The 19,661-nt window shown below is 49.4% G+C and carries 31 protein-coding genes; 4 read left to right on the forward strand and 27 right to left on the reverse strand.

Translation table 11 applies throughout. From position 1 onward, the window contains the following. Window positions 1-28 precede the first annotated feature (28 nt). Window positions 29-238: a hypothetical protein gene (locus J2T13_RS00800; RefSeq protein WP_429367414.1), complete on the reverse strand. Its 210-nt coding sequence runs from the start codon at window positions 236-238 to the stop codon at window positions 29-31. A 141-nt stretch (window positions 239-379) separates the two neighbouring features. Between J2T13_RS00800 and J2T13_RS00805 the strand changes: the two genes are divergently transcribed. Then, complete coding sequence (locus tag J2T13_RS00805; protein WP_429367416.1) at window positions 380-586, forward strand: helix-turn-helix domain-containing protein; 207 nt, start codon at window positions 380-382, stop codon at window positions 584-586. Here J2T13_RS00805 and J2T13_RS00810 read toward each other — a convergent pair. From J2T13_RS00810 to J2T13_RS00820, 3 genes are all read right to left on the reverse strand, one after another. Beyond that, complete coding sequence (locus J2T13_RS00810; RefSeq protein ID WP_429367418.1) at window positions 572-1,234, reverse strand: hypothetical protein; 663 nt, start codon at window positions 1,232-1,234, stop codon at window positions 572-574. The genes J2T13_RS00805 and J2T13_RS00810 overlap by 15 nt on opposite strands. Then, window positions 1,234-1,515, reverse strand: coding sequence for a sigma factor-like helix-turn-helix DNA-binding protein (locus J2T13_RS00815; protein WP_429367419.1), 282 nt, complete (start codon window positions 1,513-1,515; stop codon window positions 1,234-1,236). Before J2T13_RS00815 ends, J2T13_RS00810 begins: the two co-directional genes overlap by 1 nt. A 92-nt stretch (window positions 1,516-1,607) precedes the next feature. Beyond that, entirely contained in the window at window positions 1,608-1,796 is a 189-nt protein-coding gene (locus J2T13_RS00820) for a hypothetical protein (RefSeq protein WP_429367421.1), read from the reverse strand. 831 nt (window positions 1,797-2,627) lie between these two features. On the opposite strand from J2T13_RS00820, the gene J2T13_RS00825 reads away from it, so the two are divergent. After that, window positions 2,628-3,032 (forward strand): hypothetical protein, encoded by a 405-nt coding sequence (locus tag J2T13_RS00825; RefSeq protein ID WP_429367423.1) that lies wholly within the window; start codon window positions 2,628-2,630, stop codon window positions 3,030-3,032. Between the two features lie 20 nt (window positions 3,033-3,052). Here the strand turns inward: J2T13_RS00825 and J2T13_RS00830 are convergent, their stop codons facing one another. The 5 genes from J2T13_RS00830 to J2T13_RS00850 form a co-directional block, all read right to left on the reverse strand. Further along, window positions 3,053-3,223 (reverse strand): hypothetical protein, encoded by a 171-nt coding sequence (locus tag J2T13_RS00830; protein WP_429367425.1) that lies wholly within the window; start codon window positions 3,221-3,223, stop codon window positions 3,053-3,055. After that, window positions 3,220-3,744 carry a zinc-ribbon domain-containing protein gene (locus tag J2T13_RS00835; protein WP_429367427.1) on the reverse strand — a complete coding sequence of 175 codons (525 nt, stop codon included), beginning with the start codon at window positions 3,742-3,744 and terminating at the stop codon, window positions 3,220-3,222. Before J2T13_RS00835 ends, J2T13_RS00830 begins: the two co-directional genes overlap by 4 nt. Before the next feature lie 379 nt (window positions 3,745-4,123). Continuing rightward, the gene (locus J2T13_RS00840) at window positions 4,124-4,828 is read right to left on the reverse strand and encodes an adenylate kinase (protein WP_429367429.1); all 705 of its coding nucleotides are present in this window, start codon (window positions 4,826-4,828) and stop codon (window positions 4,124-4,126) included. Continuing rightward, window positions 4,828-6,030, reverse strand: a complete 1,203-nt coding sequence (locus J2T13_RS00845; RefSeq protein ID WP_429367431.1) for a hypothetical protein — start codon at window positions 6,028-6,030, stop codon at window positions 4,828-4,830. Before J2T13_RS00845 ends, J2T13_RS00840 begins: the two co-directional genes overlap by 1 nt. A gap of 76 nt (window positions 6,031-6,106) precedes the next feature. Next, window positions 6,107-6,382 carry a 3D domain-containing protein gene (locus tag J2T13_RS00850; RefSeq protein ID WP_429367433.1) on the reverse strand — a complete coding sequence of 92 codons (276 nt, stop codon included), beginning with the start codon at window positions 6,380-6,382 and terminating at the stop codon, window positions 6,107-6,109. Between the two features lie 4 nt (window positions 6,383-6,386). Between J2T13_RS00850 and J2T13_RS00855 the strand changes: the two genes are divergently transcribed. Beyond that, window positions 6,387-6,548 carry a hypothetical protein gene (locus J2T13_RS00855; protein ID WP_429367435.1) on the forward strand — a complete coding sequence of 54 codons (162 nt, stop codon included), beginning with the start codon at window positions 6,387-6,389 and terminating at the stop codon, window positions 6,546-6,548. Here J2T13_RS00855 and J2T13_RS00860 read toward each other — a convergent pair. From J2T13_RS00860 to dut, 5 genes are all read right to left on the reverse strand, one after another. Continuing rightward, window positions 6,538-6,786 (reverse strand): hypothetical protein, encoded by a 249-nt coding sequence (locus J2T13_RS00860; RefSeq protein ID WP_429367437.1) that lies wholly within the window; start codon window positions 6,784-6,786, stop codon window positions 6,538-6,540. The two genes, J2T13_RS00855 and J2T13_RS00860, sit on opposite strands and share 11 nt — an antisense overlap. A 129-nt stretch (window positions 6,787-6,915) precedes the next feature. Beyond that, window positions 6,916-7,719 carry an FAD-dependent thymidylate synthase gene (gene thyX / locus J2T13_RS00865; protein WP_429367439.1) on the reverse strand — a complete coding sequence of 268 codons (804 nt, stop codon included), beginning with the start codon at window positions 7,717-7,719 and terminating at the stop codon, window positions 6,916-6,918. Continuing rightward, window positions 7,709-7,864, reverse strand: coding sequence for a hypothetical protein (locus J2T13_RS00870; protein ID WP_429367441.1), 156 nt, complete (start codon window positions 7,862-7,864; stop codon window positions 7,709-7,711). Before J2T13_RS00870 ends, thyX begins: the two co-directional genes overlap by 11 nt. Then, entirely contained in the window at window positions 7,861-8,223 is a 363-nt protein-coding gene (locus J2T13_RS00875; RefSeq protein WP_429367443.1) for a hypothetical protein, read from the reverse strand. The genes J2T13_RS00870 and J2T13_RS00875 overlap by 4 nt, the downstream gene beginning before the upstream one ends. Next, window positions 8,220-8,780, reverse strand: a complete 561-nt coding sequence (dut, locus tag J2T13_RS00880; RefSeq protein WP_429367780.1) for a dUTP diphosphatase — start codon at window positions 8,778-8,780, stop codon at window positions 8,220-8,222. The genes J2T13_RS00875 and dut overlap by 4 nt, the downstream gene beginning before the upstream one ends. On the opposite strand from dut, the gene J2T13_RS00885 reads away from it, so the two are divergent. Continuing rightward, entirely contained in the window at window positions 8,677-8,922 is a 246-nt protein-coding gene (locus J2T13_RS00885; RefSeq protein WP_429367799.1) for a hypothetical protein, read from the forward strand. The two genes, dut and J2T13_RS00885, sit on opposite strands and share 104 nt — an antisense overlap. Here the strand turns inward: J2T13_RS00885 and nrdJ are convergent, their stop codons facing one another. The 13 genes from nrdJ to J2T13_RS00950 all read right to left on the reverse strand — a co-directional run bounded on the left by nrdJ (window position 8,923) and on the right by J2T13_RS00950 (window position 19,259). After that, entirely contained in the window at window positions 8,923-11,136 is a 2,214-nt protein-coding gene (gene nrdJ, locus J2T13_RS00890; protein ID WP_429367445.1) for a ribonucleoside-triphosphate reductase, adenosylcobalamin-dependent, read from the reverse strand. It lies immediately after the preceding gene. A 69-nt stretch (window positions 11,137-11,205) separates the two neighbouring features. After that, the gene (locus J2T13_RS00895; protein WP_429367447.1) at window positions 11,206-11,361 is read right to left on the reverse strand and encodes a hypothetical protein; all 156 of its coding nucleotides are present in this window, start codon (window positions 11,359-11,361) and stop codon (window positions 11,206-11,208) included. A 151-nt stretch (window positions 11,362-11,512) separates the two neighbouring features. Next, entirely contained in the window at window positions 11,513-11,836 is a 324-nt protein-coding gene (locus tag J2T13_RS00900; protein ID WP_429367449.1) for a hypothetical protein, read from the reverse strand. After that, window positions 11,833-12,369, reverse strand: a complete 537-nt coding sequence (locus J2T13_RS00905) for a crossover junction endodeoxyribonuclease RuvC (RefSeq protein WP_429367782.1) — start codon at window positions 12,367-12,369, stop codon at window positions 11,833-11,835. The genes J2T13_RS00900 and J2T13_RS00905 overlap by 4 nt, the downstream gene beginning before the upstream one ends. Next, on the reverse strand, window positions 12,353-12,622 hold the full coding sequence (locus J2T13_RS00910) for a hypothetical protein (protein WP_429367451.1): 270 nt from the start codon (window positions 12,620-12,622) through the stop codon (window positions 12,353-12,355). The genes J2T13_RS00905 and J2T13_RS00910 overlap by 17 nt, the downstream gene beginning before the upstream one ends. Further along, on the reverse strand, window positions 12,619-12,822 hold the full coding sequence (locus J2T13_RS00915; protein ID WP_429367453.1) for a hypothetical protein: 204 nt from the start codon (window positions 12,820-12,822) through the stop codon (window positions 12,619-12,621). The genes J2T13_RS00910 and J2T13_RS00915 overlap by 4 nt, the downstream gene beginning before the upstream one ends. Next, complete coding sequence (locus J2T13_RS00920; protein WP_429367455.1) at window positions 12,819-13,874, reverse strand: hypothetical protein; 1,056 nt, start codon at window positions 13,872-13,874, stop codon at window positions 12,819-12,821. The genes J2T13_RS00915 and J2T13_RS00920 overlap by 4 nt, the downstream gene beginning before the upstream one ends. Beyond that, window positions 13,875-14,129 carry a hypothetical protein gene (locus tag J2T13_RS00925; RefSeq protein WP_429367456.1) on the reverse strand — a complete coding sequence of 85 codons (255 nt, stop codon included), beginning with the start codon at window positions 14,127-14,129 and terminating at the stop codon, window positions 13,875-13,877. It abuts the gene before it with no gap. Further along, complete coding sequence (locus J2T13_RS00930) at window positions 14,120-14,347, reverse strand: hypothetical protein (RefSeq protein ID WP_429367457.1); 228 nt, start codon at window positions 14,345-14,347, stop codon at window positions 14,120-14,122. Before J2T13_RS00930 ends, J2T13_RS00925 begins: the two co-directional genes overlap by 10 nt. After that, window positions 14,347-14,997, reverse strand: coding sequence for a hypothetical protein (locus J2T13_RS00935; protein WP_429367459.1), 651 nt, complete (start codon window positions 14,995-14,997; stop codon window positions 14,347-14,349). Before J2T13_RS00935 ends, J2T13_RS00930 begins: the two co-directional genes overlap by 1 nt. Further along, entirely contained in the window at window positions 14,987-17,164 is a 2,178-nt protein-coding gene (locus tag J2T13_RS00940) for a DNA polymerase (protein WP_429367461.1), read from the reverse strand. The genes J2T13_RS00935 and J2T13_RS00940 overlap by 11 nt, the downstream gene beginning before the upstream one ends. Window positions 17,165-17,226: 62 nt before the next feature. Continuing rightward, window positions 17,227-18,888 carry a hypothetical protein gene (locus tag J2T13_RS00945; protein ID WP_429367463.1) on the reverse strand — a complete coding sequence of 554 codons (1,662 nt, stop codon included), beginning with the start codon at window positions 18,886-18,888 and terminating at the stop codon, window positions 17,227-17,229. Window positions 18,889-19,112: 224 nt separating this feature from the next. Beyond that, window positions 19,113-19,259 (reverse strand): hypothetical protein, encoded by a 147-nt coding sequence (locus tag J2T13_RS00950; protein ID WP_429367465.1) that lies wholly within the window; start codon window positions 19,257-19,259, stop codon window positions 19,113-19,115. Between the last annotated feature and the right edge of the window lie 402 nt (window positions 19,260-19,661).

Consider the following 19,661-nt stretch of genomic DNA (forward strand, 5'->3'; position numbering starts at 1 on the left):
TCCGTATAAAAAGATAAGGCTCCGGCAGTTAAGCGCGGAACCCTTCGTACGCATCACGCGCCATAACTTCCATAGCTTCGGGACTTCTCGCAATCATTATTGTTATGAACGTTGTCCGTGCTTCTTCAACTTCTGTGGGCGTTAGTCCTTGACGCTCGCAGGCTTCGTTGAATGTTGTAAGTAACTCCATTGCTTCCTCGTCTTTGTTTAATATGTTTATTATTTGTTGTCCAATCATTTTAATTACCTCCGTTTTATCGACTCGTTTACCGTGTCGTTCTTTATGTACTAAATATACCACGACTCGTTTAAGGTGTCAACAACTATTTGACTCTTTTAGCGTGTCAGTGTATATTTAACATATCGGAGGTGATTTCGGATGAATATCCGCTCAAATTTACGTGAACTTACGGACGATCGCGGTATTACTATACGTGAATTATCGCGGGATATCGATTACCGCTTCGAATCTGTACGTATAATGTACAATGACGAAATGGAACGATATCCGCGCGATCTATTATCGAAGCTATGCGTATATTTCAACGTTACGGCTGCGGAACTACTGACGCTATCTAACGATTAATTCACGCCATCTATCAGCTTGTTCCGCCGCCGTAACGAAGGATTCCGCCAATTCTCCACCATTCTCACGCAAATTATATGAGACAACATCGCCATTGGATGTATCACGTTTATACTGCGCGTTTCTCCTGCGGTTCTTGGCTTGCGATACTTTTTCTATAAAACGCGATTCACGAGCGGTTCGGTGTCGGCGCTCCGGCTTCCCTCGGTTAACGCCGTCAGTGTCATAGTTTTCTGCAAGGGATAGGGAATACTCATTATCCCTACGACGATTTAACTGACGTTCACTAAGGAACGGATATTCATCGCGTGTTACTTTATCGGGATGTGGGTCCGTTATCTCTTCGTCTAGTACCGCATCCGCCAACCGATCTAATAAGGCAGTATTCAGCGATATAGATACTGGTCGTTCTCCTTTACATCCACTATCTTCCCACCTATCAATAGCGCGATGATTGACGTCAGCGTGTGCACTTACATAGTCGTCCGATATACGTTGGATTAATTCCATACGGTCAACGCGATCAGCAACGTCATACGCCTCTCCAACATACGAGAGTCGAACACTTTCGTCGTTCTTACGCAGCCTAATTGTTTCCTCTACGTTGGTCACTAGTTCTGCAAATAACTCCGTATATGTCATCGTCACTAAACCGCCTCCTCTTCCGTATCTTCTGTGATGACCTCACCATAATTCCACGCGCTATAAACCTTCGCTATCCTCGTTGCGGCTCCGTTAACGAAGTCGCTGACGCTGTCTTGTCCAACTCCCATAATCGCCGCTGCGTCCTTCTGCGTTAAATCCATTCCGTAGACTAACGCAATCGCCTCCGTTTGGCGCTCCGTGAGACAGGCGGTATTCATCGCGCTGTGCAAATCGATGATAATGTCGGATGCGGAATAATCTCCGCCGAATCTCCGTGACGCCAACTTGTGGCGATCGCGTAATAGCGCCTTAACTCCGGTTGCATCGTCCAAGCAATATTTAACGCTGTATTGGCGTTCCTTTTCCGCGATATCCATTAGCGTTGCACCTCCGTTTTAGTTTCGTCAGTTACGAAGCAACCACAACCGCCGATGTCGTCGTAGTCTACGTCACTCTCGCCAGGACCTTCAATTGACTCGCGGAGTTGTTTAAGTGATAGTCTATACGTAGCTTTATCGCGTACCTTTTTCAGAATGGTAACGTCCTTACCGAGATAATCGCGCATCTCCTGCTCTTTGCCTTCGTGATACGCGAATTGTTCCGGGAACTGTGTGAGGAGGTTAGCGAAGTGTCCTTGACCGGCGCGTACGCAGAAACCGCCGCAGTTGTTGTGTGCGAACCCCAACGCGTATAGGCGAGGTCTTGCGATGTTCAATCCGTCTAGCATCCGGAGCATGTCGTGTTTATCAAGGTATGGTTCATCGCACATCGGAAACTCTACGGTATATGGCGCCCAATTCGCTACTGGCGCTGTTCTCCGGTGGTCCTCCGACCAGTCAATGCCTAGATATAATTTACAGTTGTCAGGCGAGTAATTAGCGTGTATCCACTTGGCTGCTGTCTCTTGTTTGAGTACGTGAGAACACTTAGCTAAGCGTGAGTTGCCGAGGTATCGCGTATCGTGAAATACTTCCCACGGCGTACGACCTTCGATTATCCAAACGAGTCCCGGTATTAAACGCATAGCTTCCATAGCTATCTCCGCGATCATTAATTTACGTACTACAACGTCAGACTCCGTTTCGATGTCCGGTATCTCTGCGCATCTCACTAATAGCGCGGTAGGACTCGGGACTCCGTAGGCTTCCGCATTGGTTTCGATAATGAAGCGGTATAAGTCGCGATCCTCGATGAGAGTGTCCGTAAATAGGTTAACTACGCTATCCGACGGAGCAGCCACTGCTAATACGCGTTTTAACGTTGCCCACGAACCTATACCGCCGGAGTTAAAGTTGATATGAGTTATCAATAAACCGCCTCCACCTTCGTATTTGTTATTTCGTTACATTTGCGTTATACTTGCGTCATAAAATTAATCAAACGGAGGATTCCGCCTATGGCACGTAAATCCGATGAATCAACGATTGAACTAGCGCCATCAACAACGTCAGCATCCGTATCTAAACGCTTCAACATCGTAGGTGTACCGATGCTCAACCTATTCCTCGCTACGGACGTACACAGCCGTATCCGATTCTCCTCCGATTTAATCGCGTTATACAAGCTACGCAAGGAAGAAAACGGAGTATCTCCGCGTGTATCATTCGGATATGATCGCGGTAAGCGGTTGATTGCGGTTAGACTAGCGGCATCCTTCGGTGATCCTACCGCTGCTAACGTAGATATGCGCGGTTACGCGTCTGCTGCGAAATTCTTCAATAAAACGAAGTTACCGCGTGAACCGCGCCGCTACGAATTTGCCGGAGAGCAGGACGGATGGCTCGTGTTTACTGCGGAATAATTACGATTGCCTATTTCGTACTATTCCGCCTCATCTTCGTCACTAAACCGCTTACCTGGCGTACGACTGTCGGGTTCTTTTCCGCGTAATCCGTCGATGAATCCGTACATATAGCCGGCTTCGTATCCCTTACGATGCGCTTCTAGCGGAGTCTCACCGTACATATTCCGGGTCCATTGGTCAGCGTTCAATTGGCGGTCACCTCTTCCGTTAAGATATCTTCAATGTGGTTAAACTCGGTGTGATTTATACGCAACAAGGGGATTCCATTATGTGCGCACCACTCATCCTTTCGCCTATCGTGTTCTTGACGCACTTTGAAGCTACGTAAGGATATCTCCGCACCATCGCCCAAATCGCGAGGGCCTGAATGAAGTATGCCGTCAAACTCAATTACACAGGACCACCGTCCTTCCTCGGTTGGTAAAACGAAGTCGAACCGTAATGGGTTTCCGCCCATGCCAACTAGTCCTGGTGCAGTAGCTTGGAGAATAAATACGATGTTTTGTTGTCTTAAGAAGTTCACAATTCTGCGTTCTCCTTTAGACATACTGCAGATAAAACAACCATTTCCTCCGTTAGTGCGGCTTCCTATTATCGCCTCCCATTCATACCCACATTTAGCACATAACCACCAAGCTTTTTGACTGCTATATGGCGTATAATCAATAGGAGTCTTCTTGTTTTTGTTCGGATGCCAACTTTTAGCCACTTCTGGGTATTTTATGAGAAGGTTGTGGGATGGAGTCGGAGCATTTTCAATCCTTCCCCTCGAAATAGATGCACCTCGTGTAGATGCCGTATTCTTTAACATCTCCTTTAAAGAACACTTACGACACCTGTCTTTTCCTTCTACTCTGCAGCGTATAATTGCGTAAAAACTCTGTCGTAATACCTCCTCAGAGCAGTAGTCACATATCTTAGTCAGTTTTGCTCTACTACTGACAGGTAGATCGGTAACATCTACTAATAATGTTGCCCCATGCCGGACTTGCATCCCTTTTGGGGTCTTCCTACGAGGGATTTCATACCCCAAACTCTCGTAGTGCTTAATTGTAACTGAGATTAACGTGACTAATACTCTGTCTTCTTTAATCGTGAATACCACCTCCTAGTTCCGCCATTATTGCATCCACCTGTGCGTAAAGCTCCACCAGTGTTTTCGAGTTGTTAATCTCGTAATCGACCGCGAATCCCTCAACGTGTGCCTCCGTATCATGCGTTAAATCGCGTAGATTGAACGTATCAGACGATTTGATTGCGCGGTCAATACGGACGGATTCCGGTGCGGTTACGCGGATGATTACGTAGGATTCGGTGCAACAACGTGTGAGTTCGTTAGGTTGGCGGAGATCGCTGATTACGGCGCGCTCCGATACACCGTAGTGTCCCATTATACGGCGCGAATCCTCGATGTTATCGAAACATTTCCGCGTCCAAATATCGGGATCACGTTCGCGCATCGTCTGACCGAACCACTGATATAACTCGCGCGGCTTACCGTTCGGTTCTCCGAATAATTCGTGTGCATAACGTTTGAGTTCGTCGCCGAACGCGAACCGCGTGTATCCGTAGTTTTGCGTGAGATACGCGGCTACAGCGTCTTTTCCACTCCGCATAAGTCCGGTTAATGCGATGTTAGGTAACGTAGTCAATACGGTTACCTGCGTGAGCTTTCGAATCATCGGCGCGCCCATACAGCGTTTATGACCGCTATACCACACGTTTTCATGGTTGAAACTGTACGGAGAGCTTGCGAACTTTCCGCAATAATCGCAAGTTTCGGATATCTTCATTACGCGCTCACCCCTTCCGATTCCTCACGGCTGTCATCGATGATTTGTCCTACGTCTCCCGCGCACATCCAATCTCCCGTATTCTCCGCGTATTTATACGAACCATTTTCGAGTACCTCCGTAATCGTGAACGCCTTATTCACCGAGTAGTATCCACCATCAGTACATGTACCAGACACAACGTCCCCTACGCGAACCTCCGTCGGTGCCGGCACGCTCATATACTCCGCAGGTACTACGAGTCCTAACGCACGGTGTAACGCTATAGCGCGTCCGATATGAACGTTAAACACTTCGCCAGCTGCGGCTTTTGCCGTCCCTCTTTCGCAGATATTTCCGGGAAGTATATTCCACGATGCTAACGCAACAACCGTTCTTTTTTCCCGATTGACTACGAAATTAATCTGCATTGGTCCGTGTTCCTCAAACGCAGGAATGGCGCTATTCTCCCAATCGCATCCATTAACCTCCGCTACCAAACGCGCAACGTCAATCTTCGCACGCGCTACGATTTCGTCGCGGATTTGTTGCGCCGTTTTTGCTACGTCTAGCTTCGCGAAACTCGGTAGCGCAGTATCAACGGGACCTGACGCTACTTTAGCGGTGTTAGCGGATTCCAACGTTGCCACACGTTTCTCCAACGCCTGCACCTTCGTAGTTAACTTCGCGATGTTACTTGCGTATTGGTCAACGGGATCGAGCGAGGATAGTTGCGTCGGGACTGCGGCGGTTAACGGTTCGAGTACGCGGTATTCGGTGTGTGCTATTACGGAGACGATATCGAGTCCTTCCGTATCAATATAAATTAAGAGGTCCCTTACGTGATCAACGGTAAATACCGCCCCATTTGTGTACGTACCGTTGGTCATACTCGCGTGGACGATAACAACGCGCTCGCCCACCGCAGCTTTCCGTTCGACCATGCGGAATCGTTCAGCTCCTCCGTCGCGGTCAGTGTTGATGCGGATGATATCGGAGGGTTCGAGGACAACGTAATCTTCCATACTCCAAAACGAACGTCCTCTTCCGTTATTATCCGTAAATTCAGCACCGTAATAGTCTCCGCCGCTCATGTGACCAATTCCCGTCACAGCGAATGTATGATCGCGCTTAAATCCGCTGAGTCCAAGTACGTCGTCCGCCGTTGCTTTAACGAGTTCACCTACGCGCGCCTTCCGTTTAACCTCGTTGTATTCGCGCATCAATCCTCCGAGTGATTCGTCAGGTAATAGCGTGATGGCTTCGTTAACTTTTCTCATATAATCCGCTCCCTTATCGTTAATTTAAAATCCGAACCTTTACGTCCTGCCTTCCGAAATCCCGCGCATCCTTTAATCGCGCCATCAATACGTCAATCTTGCGCCCCTTTATCGCAGTACCCGTGTCGAGCGCTATCGCCGTCATTTCCGTCCCATCCGCTAACCGTATTTTCAACGTTGATTTCAGCGGAATAACGTTCGGATCAACCGCTACTATAACCATTCCGTCGTAACGCGTCCGATTACGTACATCCACGCCAGTTGCGGTAGTGCCGGTGCACCCCGTATCACACATCGCTATGTACGCCGATGCGTTGAATGTGCGCCACTTAGACGTTGAAACTGCGGTGATATTGGCGGTTACAGGCGGAGGCGGTGCGAGTATGTCCGCAAGTGCTACGTTAGGAGGAACGCCGCTGATTCCGAAGAATAACGTGATAGTTGCGATGATTACTTCGTAGATACTTCGCGAGATTCGTCCGCCTCCTCTACGTTAAACAGCGCTTCGACTTGCGCAAGTAGCACGGACTTCGCTTCGGCGGGCGTGAGGAGTTCGATCTCCGTAACCCATTCCGCGTCTACTTCCGGTAAGAGTACACTCGCTACCTCGAAGGGTAGGCTTCCGTCATAATCGACCGGTTCCACTTGGGTAACGGTGACGACGGTTCCAACCGTAATATCCGATCCTCCCAAAAGCACGCGGGCATAATCGCCTACTTTCGGACGGTTAGCGCGACGTTCATCCGCAAGCTTCGCCTCTAACTCCGCGAGTTCAATACGTTTCCGGGTGATGATGTCAGCGGTTGTGACTTTGATTAATTGTGGCATCTATTTGTCCTCCTTCGATTTGAAATACGCCGATAACCACGGATCAACCTTCGTAATCTCATCGCGGATACTTACGCTCAATTCCGCTATTTCCGCCTGCGCTCCGTTACCTGGACGTCTCTTCGCGTAGAAATCGAGGAATGTACGTAGGTTGCCGGTCATAACGAGATTACACGTAGCTGCATTCGGAAGGACCATGCGTGCGTCTTCCTGCGGGACTCCTAACGCCCGTAACTCGTCATATGTTCCTTGCGCGCGTTCCATCGCTCGTGTGTAAATGTGATCCGGCGTCTTGTACATCCTCCCGTATTTTCCGTCAACCGTTCCGTATCCGACGGTCTCTCCGGTAGTTGCTTGCGAACTTGTAACACTTTCCGGCGTTACATAATCGAATCCACCGCTCTTATTACCTGATCCGAACGGAACATATCGTTGACTCTGTACGCTAAACGATAGGTGACGATGACGCGTTAGCTGCGCTAGTAATGCGCGACTTACGCCTTCGACCGCGAATGTATACGTCAGATGTTCGAGCGTACTAGTATGACCGGATCGCGTAATATGCCGGAACAATCGGTCAGCCTCCGTACCACCTTCGTTATCTGACGCGGTATTACCGAAGTACTTGGCGCCCTCCTTCGCGACGATCTCCGTAGGCTTAAGCGGTGAATAGCACGTACGGATTGCGGTTAATGCGATGGCTTTCTCACGCGCGTCCCATCCGTATTCGCCTACGAGGTCGAACGGTAACGATGCGAGAAACTCCGGTGTTAGCGTTGAGTGTGCGATTAGTTTAACGTTCATTCTGCGCCTCCTTTACGAGTAGATAACCGCTGATAAATCCGATTAGATAAACTATGAACCCCTCCGCGGGAGTCGCGTTGTATAATGAAGAGGTTGCTATCAGTTTTAATATGATTCCGAGGACTAATCCGACAAGTGCGTTCATTCCTCGACCTCCTTCGTTGTTGCGAGAATATCCGCCAAGTGTTCGCGGAGCATCGTCTGTACCAGTTCCTGACGCCCACTATCGGGTAACTTTTCGGTTTCCTCCGTAAATATAGCGTCAATAGTAGCGATTTCCTCTTCCGTGAATATTTCCGCTAACTCTCCGCCTACGGAATCTATTGCGAGTAGTAGCGCGCTAAACATTACATATTTGCGTAACATTTCGTCCGTCATTTTTTCACCGCCTTTCTTTTTACTTAACGCGTTTGCTCCGTTAACAATAATGTCGTGCGTCATTCCTATCGCGAATATTATGATTATCGTGGTTAGTACTGGATGCTCAAGCGTCCATTGCGTCATTCTGCGGTCACCTCCGAGGTAACTCCGCTATGTCCGAAGCCACCTTCGCCTCGCTCCGACTCACTAAGCGCGTCAACTTGCGTGAACTCTACGTGGGGAATGCGTTGGATAAGCGCTTGAGCGATGCGGTCTCCTTTGCGGATTAGATACGTTCCGTCGAGATTTCCTTTGACTCCGGAATTAGCACCAGTAACATCGTACGTTATTCCGGTTGATGCGATTAGTACGAGGTGACCGTTGGAGCTTCCCGCGATGAATACATCCTTTACTCCGATGTTATCGATGATCACGTTGACTTCGCCTCTAAAATCCGAGTCAATCGTACCCGGCGTATTTCCTACGCGTAGCTTCGTGTTCACCGTAATTCCGGAGCGCGGCCGGATGTCCATTACGTAGCCGACGGGGATTTCGAACGCGAGTCCAGTCGGTACTAACGCGGTCTCTCCTGGCGCGATGATGACGTCGGCTACCGATACAAGATCGAATGCTGCGGCGCCGGGCGTTGCGTACCGTGGAATAACGGCGTCTTCGTGGAGCTTGCGGATGTTTACGTTGATTGCGTTTATAGCGATCACTCCTTCGCGTACAATTTTGTTTCATACTGTATTATTCGGATTGGCAGCGAGGGTTGGGGCATTTTCCGTAAATAAACGTAAAAAATCCGCCAACCTATACGCAGGTGGCGGACTCATTCGGTAACTATCTAATTGGACACGCGCCGGTAGCGCAGTCGATGTCGCCATCGTCTAGTTCGCTGATTCCGTTAGTTTCATATCGCGCTAGTATCGCAGGATCAAACGGTTTCATCTCCGCGGCCATGCGTTCATACTCCGCTTGTGTAATCGCCTCGTACGGTGCCAACGCATACGAACCGCCGTCTAACGCGAGGAATGATACCGCGGTGAACTCGTCCCATTTATCGTATACAATCGCTTCGGCTTCCGCCCATTCGTGCGGTCGTACCGTGATTGTATTCGAAGAGTTGTGTTCCGTATAGTGACGCTGGAAAGCGAAGTAAGTATCGAGTTGACGCGATGCTGATACGTCATCCTTCGTTTCCTTGGCGCCGGACGCTACTGGAAAGTCGATTACGAGCGTACGCGCATTGGCGAGTTGTTCTTCGCGTGTTTCGCCCGGCGTACCAACTTCGGGATTAACGTTCCACCCGAGATCAACGACCGCCTTCGCTAACGGATCGGCTGCGTTAATGCGTATGCGGCGGATATAATACGGAGAATGCGACCAATGTAATCCGGATGATACTCCGCCGGCTACCTGTGATATTGTGCCTTCCGGCTTGACCGTTGTTACGAGTAATGGCGAGGATACGCGAAGTATCTTAGCGTATGAATCCGCCTCTTCACGAGCTGTGCGTCCTAATGTGCCGAGGAATCCGGATTCTTTCATATTGGAGAACCCAACAGATGCGAACGCGTCCTTAACGCCGGTTAGCGAAGTGCCGAGTAGTCTGTCGCGTTGTTGAATTGCGTTCCAATGCGGTAATTCTATTTCAGCGAGTGTCATACGCATTCCGGCACGAGCAGATAAACGTTGTGCTTCGAGCAGACCACGCACATCAAATTCATCGCCTGTTACGAACGCGGTCATATTAACGGTGGTTAAATTGCAGACGCCGTAGCTATCTAGAAGTATTTCTGCGCAGGGATTAAGGCCCTCAGCGTTCGGGCGACGTCTACGCGCTTCCTCTAAGTTAACGAATCCCGGCTCGCCTTCCGCCTGCATCATCTCGAACACGAGGTTCAATCGTTTACGCGAGGGCTTCGTCTCAAACGCGATAGAGTTATTCGACATCCTGCGGTGATGCAGTGGTCGCACATTCGGATCATTCAGCGCCATCCCTTCGAGGAATTTAACTTGATCCACGAGTCCGAGAGAGTGAGCCACGTCTATTACCTTCGCATGTTTCTCCGCGTCCCATATTCCGTTGAGTCCGTATTTAGCGAAGATACATTCGTAATCATCCGCGTCCATAAGGAATATTTCCGCAGTACGACGCACGCCTCCGACCACAACGTTATTTCCGATGAGGTTTCCGATATCGAGGATGTGAACCGGACGCACACGGCTGTATCCGCTTGGGTTACCGCAGTCATCCGTTTCATCATCGTGATAGCACGTAAGTACTTCATCTAACGGGGCCAGCGACGGATCGATTTCGTTCTTCAATACGCGATTAATTCCGTCGAACATTTCCAGTAGTGGCGCATGTCCCGACGCGGTGCCACCGAACGTCTGCAGGCGCTCTCCATTCGGACGTACGGAGTTATACGAAATCTTAACCGTGTGGATATGCTCATAGCGCGATTCCGTTAGGATTTCGAGGTACAGACGTAGCGACTCAACCCATCCTTCCTTACTGTCGCCTACGTAAATCTTCGCGTACCCGTTTTCCATGTCGCGGAATTGCGTATGTTCGTAGCGTGCGGACTTCGGTACTGGCTCGTAGCTCGAATGTAATAGCGTTGTATTCGTGCGTATCGGTGCGAGTCCTGCAGCGAGTTCCTTCGTACATTTGAATCCAACGCCGGTACCGACCATTAGCAAGTAGAATAAATCGCCTAAATCGGACCATGACGCAACGTTAATAAATGAACAGTTGAAATTCGCGAGTGGATACTTGTCCGCTACTCCGTTCTCCGCACCGCCGACCCATAGCGTGCGTCCGCTTAGAAACTGGCGCAGGTTAAACATATTATCGAATAGCAATTCCGCCTCTTTCTGGTGCCACTCGTAACCAACCGGATAACCGATATTATCCGTATGGTTAACGCCGAGTTGTACGTTATATTCCGTAGCACGTCGGCATGTCTCGCGCCAATTCTCACGCCGTCCCTCGCTCGGCAAGAATCGCGAATATGTCCGCAGATATACGAATTGTCCTAGCGCGTTCATTTGTTCCGGAAACTCCGGATATTGTGCGATAAACTCGTCCGTTAGTAGTCGATTAGTTTGCGTAATAAGTCATCGCTCCGTTTCGTATTTTAATAGCTGCGCGTCAACACTCGCTAATCGTTCGGTCATCATCGCGATATCTTCCGTCTTAATGCGTATATTCCACGTCAGTCTTTCGCGTTCATATCGGAGGGCGTAGAGTAGGCGTTCGTCCATCGTTAACATATCGGCTGAATCTTCGGATCAACGATACACTCACCGGTGTCTGATACGTCCCACTCGCTACCGCATGTTGGACAGCTTACGTCATTCGGAATATCCGACGTTGGAATTGCGAAGCCACATCCGCATTCACATCTGAAACATATCCAGTTCATTACGCAGCGCCTCCGCCTTCAATAAAGTCGAGTCCGTTATCTACACAAAACGCGTGCATAGCCTTCGCAAGTTCCTCCGTGTACAACTCGTCATTATCGCCCCATTCGATGCCACGTTCGTGTGTAAACGCGTGGAATAATTCGTGCCAAAACGTATTGACCATTGATTGCGTAGAGTGATACGTTTCATCGCGGATTTCTATTAGCTGCTTATCATACGTGATTGAGCCAACGCACTCACGTCCGCTCACGGTAATGGGATGTTCCGTAATTTTAACGTCATACGTCATTGCGCCGACTTTAACCTTCTGCGGAATTTTCACGCGACACCTCCGTCAATCATATTTTCGCGGATGAGATACGATAGGATCACCGTAATTGCGTCCGCCTCGTCGCCATCTTTATTCAGCGGTAACTCCGGATTATCGAAGTATATCCGGACGGCTTCCGCAATCATCGCCTTGTCGTTACGCTTACCTGGCGATCCCGTAATCCGCCGCGCCCACGCCTTCACCGTTTGGATATTGATATCGTAGATTTCGTAATCTGCGAGAGCGAATTCGGTTACTCCGTGGCTCTTGAATATCTGCTTAGTCGGAATGTTAAACCGGACAATTCCGGCTTCCCTCGGAATCACACGCTCGACATTCGGATATCTGCCTAGAACATCCGTAATACCTGCGTGGATCTGCCGTAAGCGCTCGCCGTCCGAGAATTTAGCGGTGGACTTAATAAGTCCGTAATCAACTAACGTCGGCTTGCGGTCAGTAACCGATATGACCGCGTAACCGGATTTCGTGAGTGACGTGTCGAGTCCGAGGTGGAGCGTTGTATGTGCGTCAGTTTTCGGGATGATCTACCACCTCCTCTCGGAAAGTGTAAACGGTATTCTTCGTTGTTATCCTCCGGAATGATCCGCAGTCCGAGCCAAGTACGCTGACTACCTCGGATGTCCGTAAGATACTGTTATGGTCATCGCGATAACATACGAGCATAGGCGAGCCAACGTCGTATGATAACAATTCTACGCGCTGTCCCTTGCGACGTGCTTCGCGTTCATGCGGACTCCCATCGTCGCGATTACGTATAGACTCGATAACGTAGATCACGCGTTCACCTCCGACTCTTTACTGGAAATATAACCGGAAATGAATGATAGCAACGCTAGGACTCCGAATATAATCCGAGCAGTCAGCGAACTATCCGCGCCAAATATCATCGATAAAAAGAATAAGAATCCAAGGAACACCGCGCCTATAATACCAACGTATACGAAACCGCCCATTGCTTTATTTAAGAACTTCTTCATAGCGCCACCTCCTTCGTACTCTCCGCTCTAATCCGTTCAATCTCCGCCAGTGCTTCCGATGGACCACGCTTCTTGTAATCCGGAAGTGATGAACGCTGTAGCGCGCTTACTTGACGTTGGATATCCGCGAGTTCTTCATCCGTCAACGATAGCGAACATGCGCGTTTGAAGTTGTTGAACGTAAAGTTATCGATATCCAACTTCGGAGGGATTCCGCTTTCTACCGCGTCGAGGACTTCCGTGAATCCGTCGAATACTTCCGAGCGCATCGCGTCGGTAATCTCGAAGCCGAATGCGCGGATATCCGGACTCTTCGCATACTCTTCCGGAGTCATTACGTAGTTTTTCTTCGAACAGTTAACGTAGAGGATAACGTAATAATCTACGTTGTACATTTGCGAATAACATACGACTTGCTTAACGTGCTTGTCCTCCGCAGCTTTCATCGAGTAATCTCCGGTACGTGAACACGTAGTCTGCTTCGATTTTATTTCGAGTCCGACGCGTAAGACTTCGCCATCATCCGTCCGATAAAGCATGATACCGTCGCAGAATCCGTAGAGTGCGAATGTTTTACCGTTATGCGTTACTCGTGCGAGTCCTGGCGCAAACTGTTCGAACATCGGCTCATTATATGCGTTACGTTCGAAGGCGAATCGCGGATGTTGACCGACCTTAGCTGCGTAATGTTTCTCCGCGAATAACATATTACGTTGGATAAGATCGCCCACCGTTGTTCCCAATTGATTCCAGCGTCCTTGATACGGAGGTTTATTCGCATTATCCTGCGGTTTCTTAATCTGCTTCATGTACAACATTCGTTTACATGACCCTACGGACGATGGCGAGAAGTACGGAATGTCCTTCGGCGCCCATACTTTACGTTGCCTATTCGTAAGTATATCCGCGTACCATCGGTGAATCTCCGCGTCTAGCGCATCGTCGTATACTTCGGGAACGCTGAACCATGCGTCAAGGTGCGCTATTAAATCGGATGCGATGCGGTCAGCTAACGGAATTGATGGCGCGCCTACTTTCGTGAATATACTCAATTAACCACGCCCCTTTTCGGACTCGTCTACGAACTCATACTCGTAATCCTCACCGCGCTTACCGGCTTCGTACGCCAACACAAGTAATCTGCGGATACCTAACGCACTCTTTAAATCGCGATGGAACGTATTATCTTCGGGACAATCGCAAGCTGCGCAGAAATCCACGCCACCTTTATCGTCGTTAGTCGCGATAGATAACTCCATTCCTCCGTACCCGTCATCGTCAATATTACGCGTCTCAACTATTCGCATACTTCCGCCTCCTCTTCGTTATCATCGCACGAGCATCCACAACATCGGCAACAACCGCAATCTAACGTATCAGTACCGTAATCCTCTTCGTCATCCTCCGTTTCGTCATACGGTTCCCATCCGCATTTAGGACACGGATGATCTCCGTATTCGTCCGCTAGTACGCGGATTGTTTTATGACAATTGGGACATGTGTAACTTGCGGTATCGTGCGTCATTATTTCACCGTCCTATACGGAAGGACTACGACGTCAATTCCGTTCTCTTCATCGCGTAGAACAATCGGCGACATCGCGCCAGTTAATCCGATAATCACACGCTGGCTTCCGGCATCCTTAAATACGTTGAGTGCAGATAACATGTATTCCGCGTTAAACGATACCGTTTCGTCGGGTCCGGATACATCCGCGTTAATATTACAAGCGAGCGTTACCGACTGTTCCTCGTTATTTACGGAGAGCGTTACGGATGAATCTACGTATGCTAACTTCGTGATATACGATTTATCTCCGGCTACTTTCGAAGCTTCAACCGCTAGTTTAACGCGGGCAATCGCCGCCTTTATGTCATCGCGTTTATAATCCGTAATTAACGTAATCTGCGTAGGCAAGTTATCCGGAATGATCCGCGATGTATCCGGAAATACTCCGTCAATTGGAACGCCGGTTACCGCATGAGACGTAAATGGCGTGGTGTAATTATGCGCGTCCTTAATCCGTAACATGCGATGGCGATCCGTAGCTACGATTGATCCGTCTGCAGCGTAATGGATACCTTCGAGTATCGGTGAGCCTCCGCCATTCTTCGCGCTAAACTTGCGTCCGTGCTTCGTGATAACTTCGAGTTTCTTCGCTTGGCTAATTTGCATATTCCGCCTCCTTATTTTTAAACCATTCGTCAGCAGGAACCCCTTCGCCCCACACTCGCATAACCTCGATATCGGTCCCGTTCTTAACGTCGCCCCATCCGTACGATTCCGTCATGAGTCTGCGGATTTGTTCGATATCATCGCGGGTAAAGTCTTCGGGAATCTCGAATAGCAACTCGTCATGTACCGATCCCCACATGTTCCAATCCTCGCGCGTTTTACAATAGTGGTCCGCCTCGATCATCGTAACCTTCGTTTGTATCGACGAGGATCCTTGTACGCGAGCATTCGTACCTTGGCGCATGGCCCGGTTAATCTTAGCGTTGTGCCTACGGTACTCTTCGTATTTAGGGTCGTTCCATTTGCCGTACGGGATTTCTTTACGCTTAAGTTTACCGTCAGGCAGGCGCCGTTTACGTTGTTGCTTATCCGCCCATACGAAGCCGTCTCGTGCAACGTCTGCCTCATTCGCTTTCAGCCACGCGGACAGCTTCGGCATCCCACCGAACAACTCTTCTTTAAACGCGGCCGCCTCCGGTTTCTTAAGCTTAAGCATATCCGCAAGTGAGAAATCGCTCATTCCGTATAATGTCGCGAGCCATACGACTTTCATCGCTTTTCGTTCCGGCGTGTCATCGCCGTTTGGAAGCTTGTTAACTTCTTGGTATGGGCGCTTGTAGTACATACTCGCCATATTTGCATAGGGATCGATTCCCTTTTCGAAAGCTTCGATTAGGACGGGTTCTCCGGATAAATACGCGGTGCACCGGATCTCCTGCGCCTTGAAATCCGCGCCTATCAATACTTTACCAGGCGGAGCTACGAACATTCGGCGCGCTTCCTTCGGCTGATTTTGGACATTAAATTGATTTGTGTTATCCTCTTCCTTGCCGGAACTGAATCGTCCCGTAACGGTTCCCATCGGATTAAACCGCGAGTGCCAGCGTCCAGTTGTCGGATTTTGCTTTAACGGAAGCGCATCGATGTACGTTCCGCTTAGTTTCGTAATCTTCCGATATTCAAGTAGATTACGGATAACTTCGAACTGCGTAGCTAACGGTTTTAACGTCTTCTTCGCGTCCATATTCGGAAGTTCCTTACCGATAGCTTTCGATAATACCAACTTCATCTGCGGAGTAGAGTTAAGGTTTAAGTCCTCGTCACCTTCGTGATATTCCGATAATGTTGCGATGAGATATTCGTGTAACTCCTTCGCTCGGGCGCCTAACGTCTCCCCGTATTCCTTCGCGAAATCCAAGTCGAGGATATATCCGTTAGCTTCTAAATCGACGATTACGTAGAGTAACGGGACCTCGACCGTCCGGTAATATTCGAGTAATGTCGGAAGCTTATCGAAGTATCTCCGCTGGAACTGGTACAACTTCCACGTTAAGTCCGTATCCTTTGCTGCGTATACTAACGCGATATCAATCGGAACCTCACGGAACTGCGCGTTCTTTCCGAATAGTTCCGCGAATGTATCTGATTCGACTCGTAGATACTTCGGCGCGAGGTCCTTTAACCGGAATGAATCTTCGTTTTCGTTTAACATGTGCATCGCGGTCATCGTATCCCATATAACGCCGCGTAAGTCCGAGTTGTGGCGCCGGAACATCGCGATATCGAATATGGCGTTATGCAGAACCTTGCCGATACTCTCCGACGCTAATACTGGCGCCAATTCGGTGAGCACGTAATCCCTCGAAAGTTGCTCAATTCCTACGTGATCGACCGGAATGTATACGTGTATGTCCGCTTTCGGTAATGTGAACGACATGCCTACGATTACGTCCGTGTACACGTCAACTCCGGTTGTCTCCGTATCGACCGCTATAGTATCCTCCGCGAGTAGCTGCTGTTTTAACGTTGCCAGCCGATCCTTCCCCGTAATCAATTCGTAATTTACGGGCATCTCATCGACCATTCTCCGCAGAGTATCGGCGCGCGTCATCTCTTTCAAATCCGCCCACATCCGCAGTGCTTCCGCTTTACTAAACCGCTTGCCAACGCCGGACGGATGTCTGCCTATTGCACCCGTCGCCATAGCGCCTTTTACGGCAAGTAATCGTTCGTGGTCGATATCGCTGTTCTTCATCGCGATTATACGTAACCATGCGTCCTCAACCGTTTCTGTAGCGTCTTTCTTCCGTTGTATCGCGTCCTTCACACGTTCCTTAACGTTGTTGTCCTCAACGGGAGGTGTGCGTATATTAAGCGTTAGTTTAACGTCTATTTGCGTTCACCTCCTGCGGTTATAACGTTGAATAGCGACTCTACTGGCGCGATTAATTCGAGACTCTCTGCGCGTGTCCACGTATCTACGCCGTCTTTACCTGTACCGCTTGGCTTGGCGAGGTGGTACGGAAGAGTTGACCCATCAGTCTCGCGATCGATCACCGTTATGATCCCAACGTTATCGCGAAGCCCGTGCGCGCTAGTTGTGCCGATATATTTAACGACATCGCCCGCCTTATACTCGCCGACCTTACGTCCGATTGCGTTCCAGCGCGCTTCCTCTGCGCTGACTTTTTCGAGTTGTTCCGGATCGGCGTAACCAATGTGTCCATCTGATTGACGTTCAATACGGTAATCCCCGTCTCTATCCGGCGACTCTTTTACTGTGCATGTATCCCCACTACTGAATCCGCTGAGTGGGTAATTTCCGCCTCCGCTAATCAACCGGACATTCTCGCCAACTTCGAATTTAGGCGCCGGCTTAGTCGCAGCTTCGTATTCTTCCTTCGTAATCTTACGGAGTGCGTCCGCGTCACAATAGCCGCCGAGTTTACCATCAGGATTCGTTAATTTCAATGTGCACATTCCGCCGCTTGGTGCAATCGCTACTGTAACGTAATTCCCGTTAATACCACTACGCGTGGAGTTATCGTCATTAGCGTCCACAACGACCGCATATCCGCCTTCCGCAAACTCTCCGATAGCTTTCGTACGTTCAGCGGCTTGTTTAGCGGAGGCGACTTCTGCGTCAGTTGCGCGGACTAACGCTTCCTCACGGAACCAATCGAAATCCCTTCCGTCGAGTTTATCGGCTTTATACGGAGACATAGTTCCGTCATCCACCGCTATTTTACGGATATCTCCGAGTTTAATAAATCCGCGAGTACCATTACTTATAACCTTCGCATACTCTCCGACTTTCAACCGTTCAGGCTTCGTAGGCTTCTGTGCGTTAAACTCCGCCTCAGTTGCCGGAACGCATTCGCTCGGTGTGAACCAATCACACCCTACGTATAAACCGTTATGCGCTGTACCAGCGTACGGAAGCTTTGATCTGTCGTCTTTGCGAATTCTCACGATTTCACCGAGTTTGAATCTGTGTCCGTGTACATTATCCGTAATCTTCGCGTAATCTCCAACAGTTAATCGTGACTCTGTACTCGGTTCGAGTACGACGTATTCGCGAAGGAACACACATTTACCGTTGTAACCTTCCAAGTCAACGTATACATCTCCGTCAGAATCGTTGTCTACAACGGTAATCTCCGCGCCTTTTTCGTAATCGTCTTCCAGCGCTACTCTAGCTACGATCTTAATACGCTCGCCTACGTTGGCCTTCCGTTTAACCTCGCGATACTTAGTAGGTGCAGATGGTACTTCCGTTACCTTCTCGTAGACTTCGTAACGATAGTCGGATAAATCGTACTCATCCCCGTCATCATCGGTAATTTGCGGATCACCACAAATATCTACTTCATCCACCTTATAGAACGCGCCATGTGTTACGTATAGTGAGTCGTTTCCGTCCTCGTCCAAAACCTTAACGATATCGCCCGCCTTCACATCGCGTTCCACCTTACGGTACTTAATGGTTACGCCATCTTCACCACGCACCTCTACGTCCACACTCGGAATTACCGCGTTCAATTTCGCCATTTATAAAAGACCTCCTCGTTTATCTATCGTCCCTTTACCGTCGTATTGGCGCACGTAAGCGTAGTTAAGCGCGCAGTCATCGGTATTCCCGCCATGTACGTAATCGCCGTCAAACGTGCGTCTAACCTCGTCACCTACGTAGATTTCCCCGCCACACTCGGCGCAATTTACGAATACTGGCGGACCATCATCCGGATATCTAAAACGGTCGAATTGCGTGTCCATTACGATACTGCCTCGGATGTTACTTCGCCTACCACTGCGTCGAGAACGTGTAGCTGACGATTAAGTCCGATGCTTAATTCCACCCAACGCTCCGACGCCTTCGCCTCGCTGCACCAGTACTCCGTTATCATGCGATTCTCGAACATGTAAACGCGAGGTACTTCGCCGTCCTTCGCCCAAACGCCGATTATTGTATCCGCCTCGGATCGATCATAAACGGTTCCATTACCTTTTGTTGCGTAAACTACGAGGTCGCCGCTGCGGTCATTACGTTGCCTAATCGTTTTGACCTGTATCTTCGTATACTCTCCGCTTATCGGATCCGTCGCGAGTATATCGTATGTTTCCGCCGTCCGCGCTTCGTGTACCGTCCATCCGTTCGCCAGTAGCGCTAATTGCGCCACGAGCTCCGAATACTTACCGGTTGTTTCCGTTATGTGTGCGATGCTACCACGTCTCCTCTTCGTTATATTTACGTCCCTAATGCGATTAATACGGTTACGGGCGGTTTATTACCGTTGCCGCCCGTTTGTGTCTGCGGTCGTTCT

Origin of the sequence: Paenibacillus sp. DS2015, assembly GCF_050433705.1 — a bacterium.
Taxonomy (GTDB): domain Bacteria; phylum Bacillota; class Bacilli; order Paenibacillales; family Paenibacillaceae; genus Paenibacillus_AQ.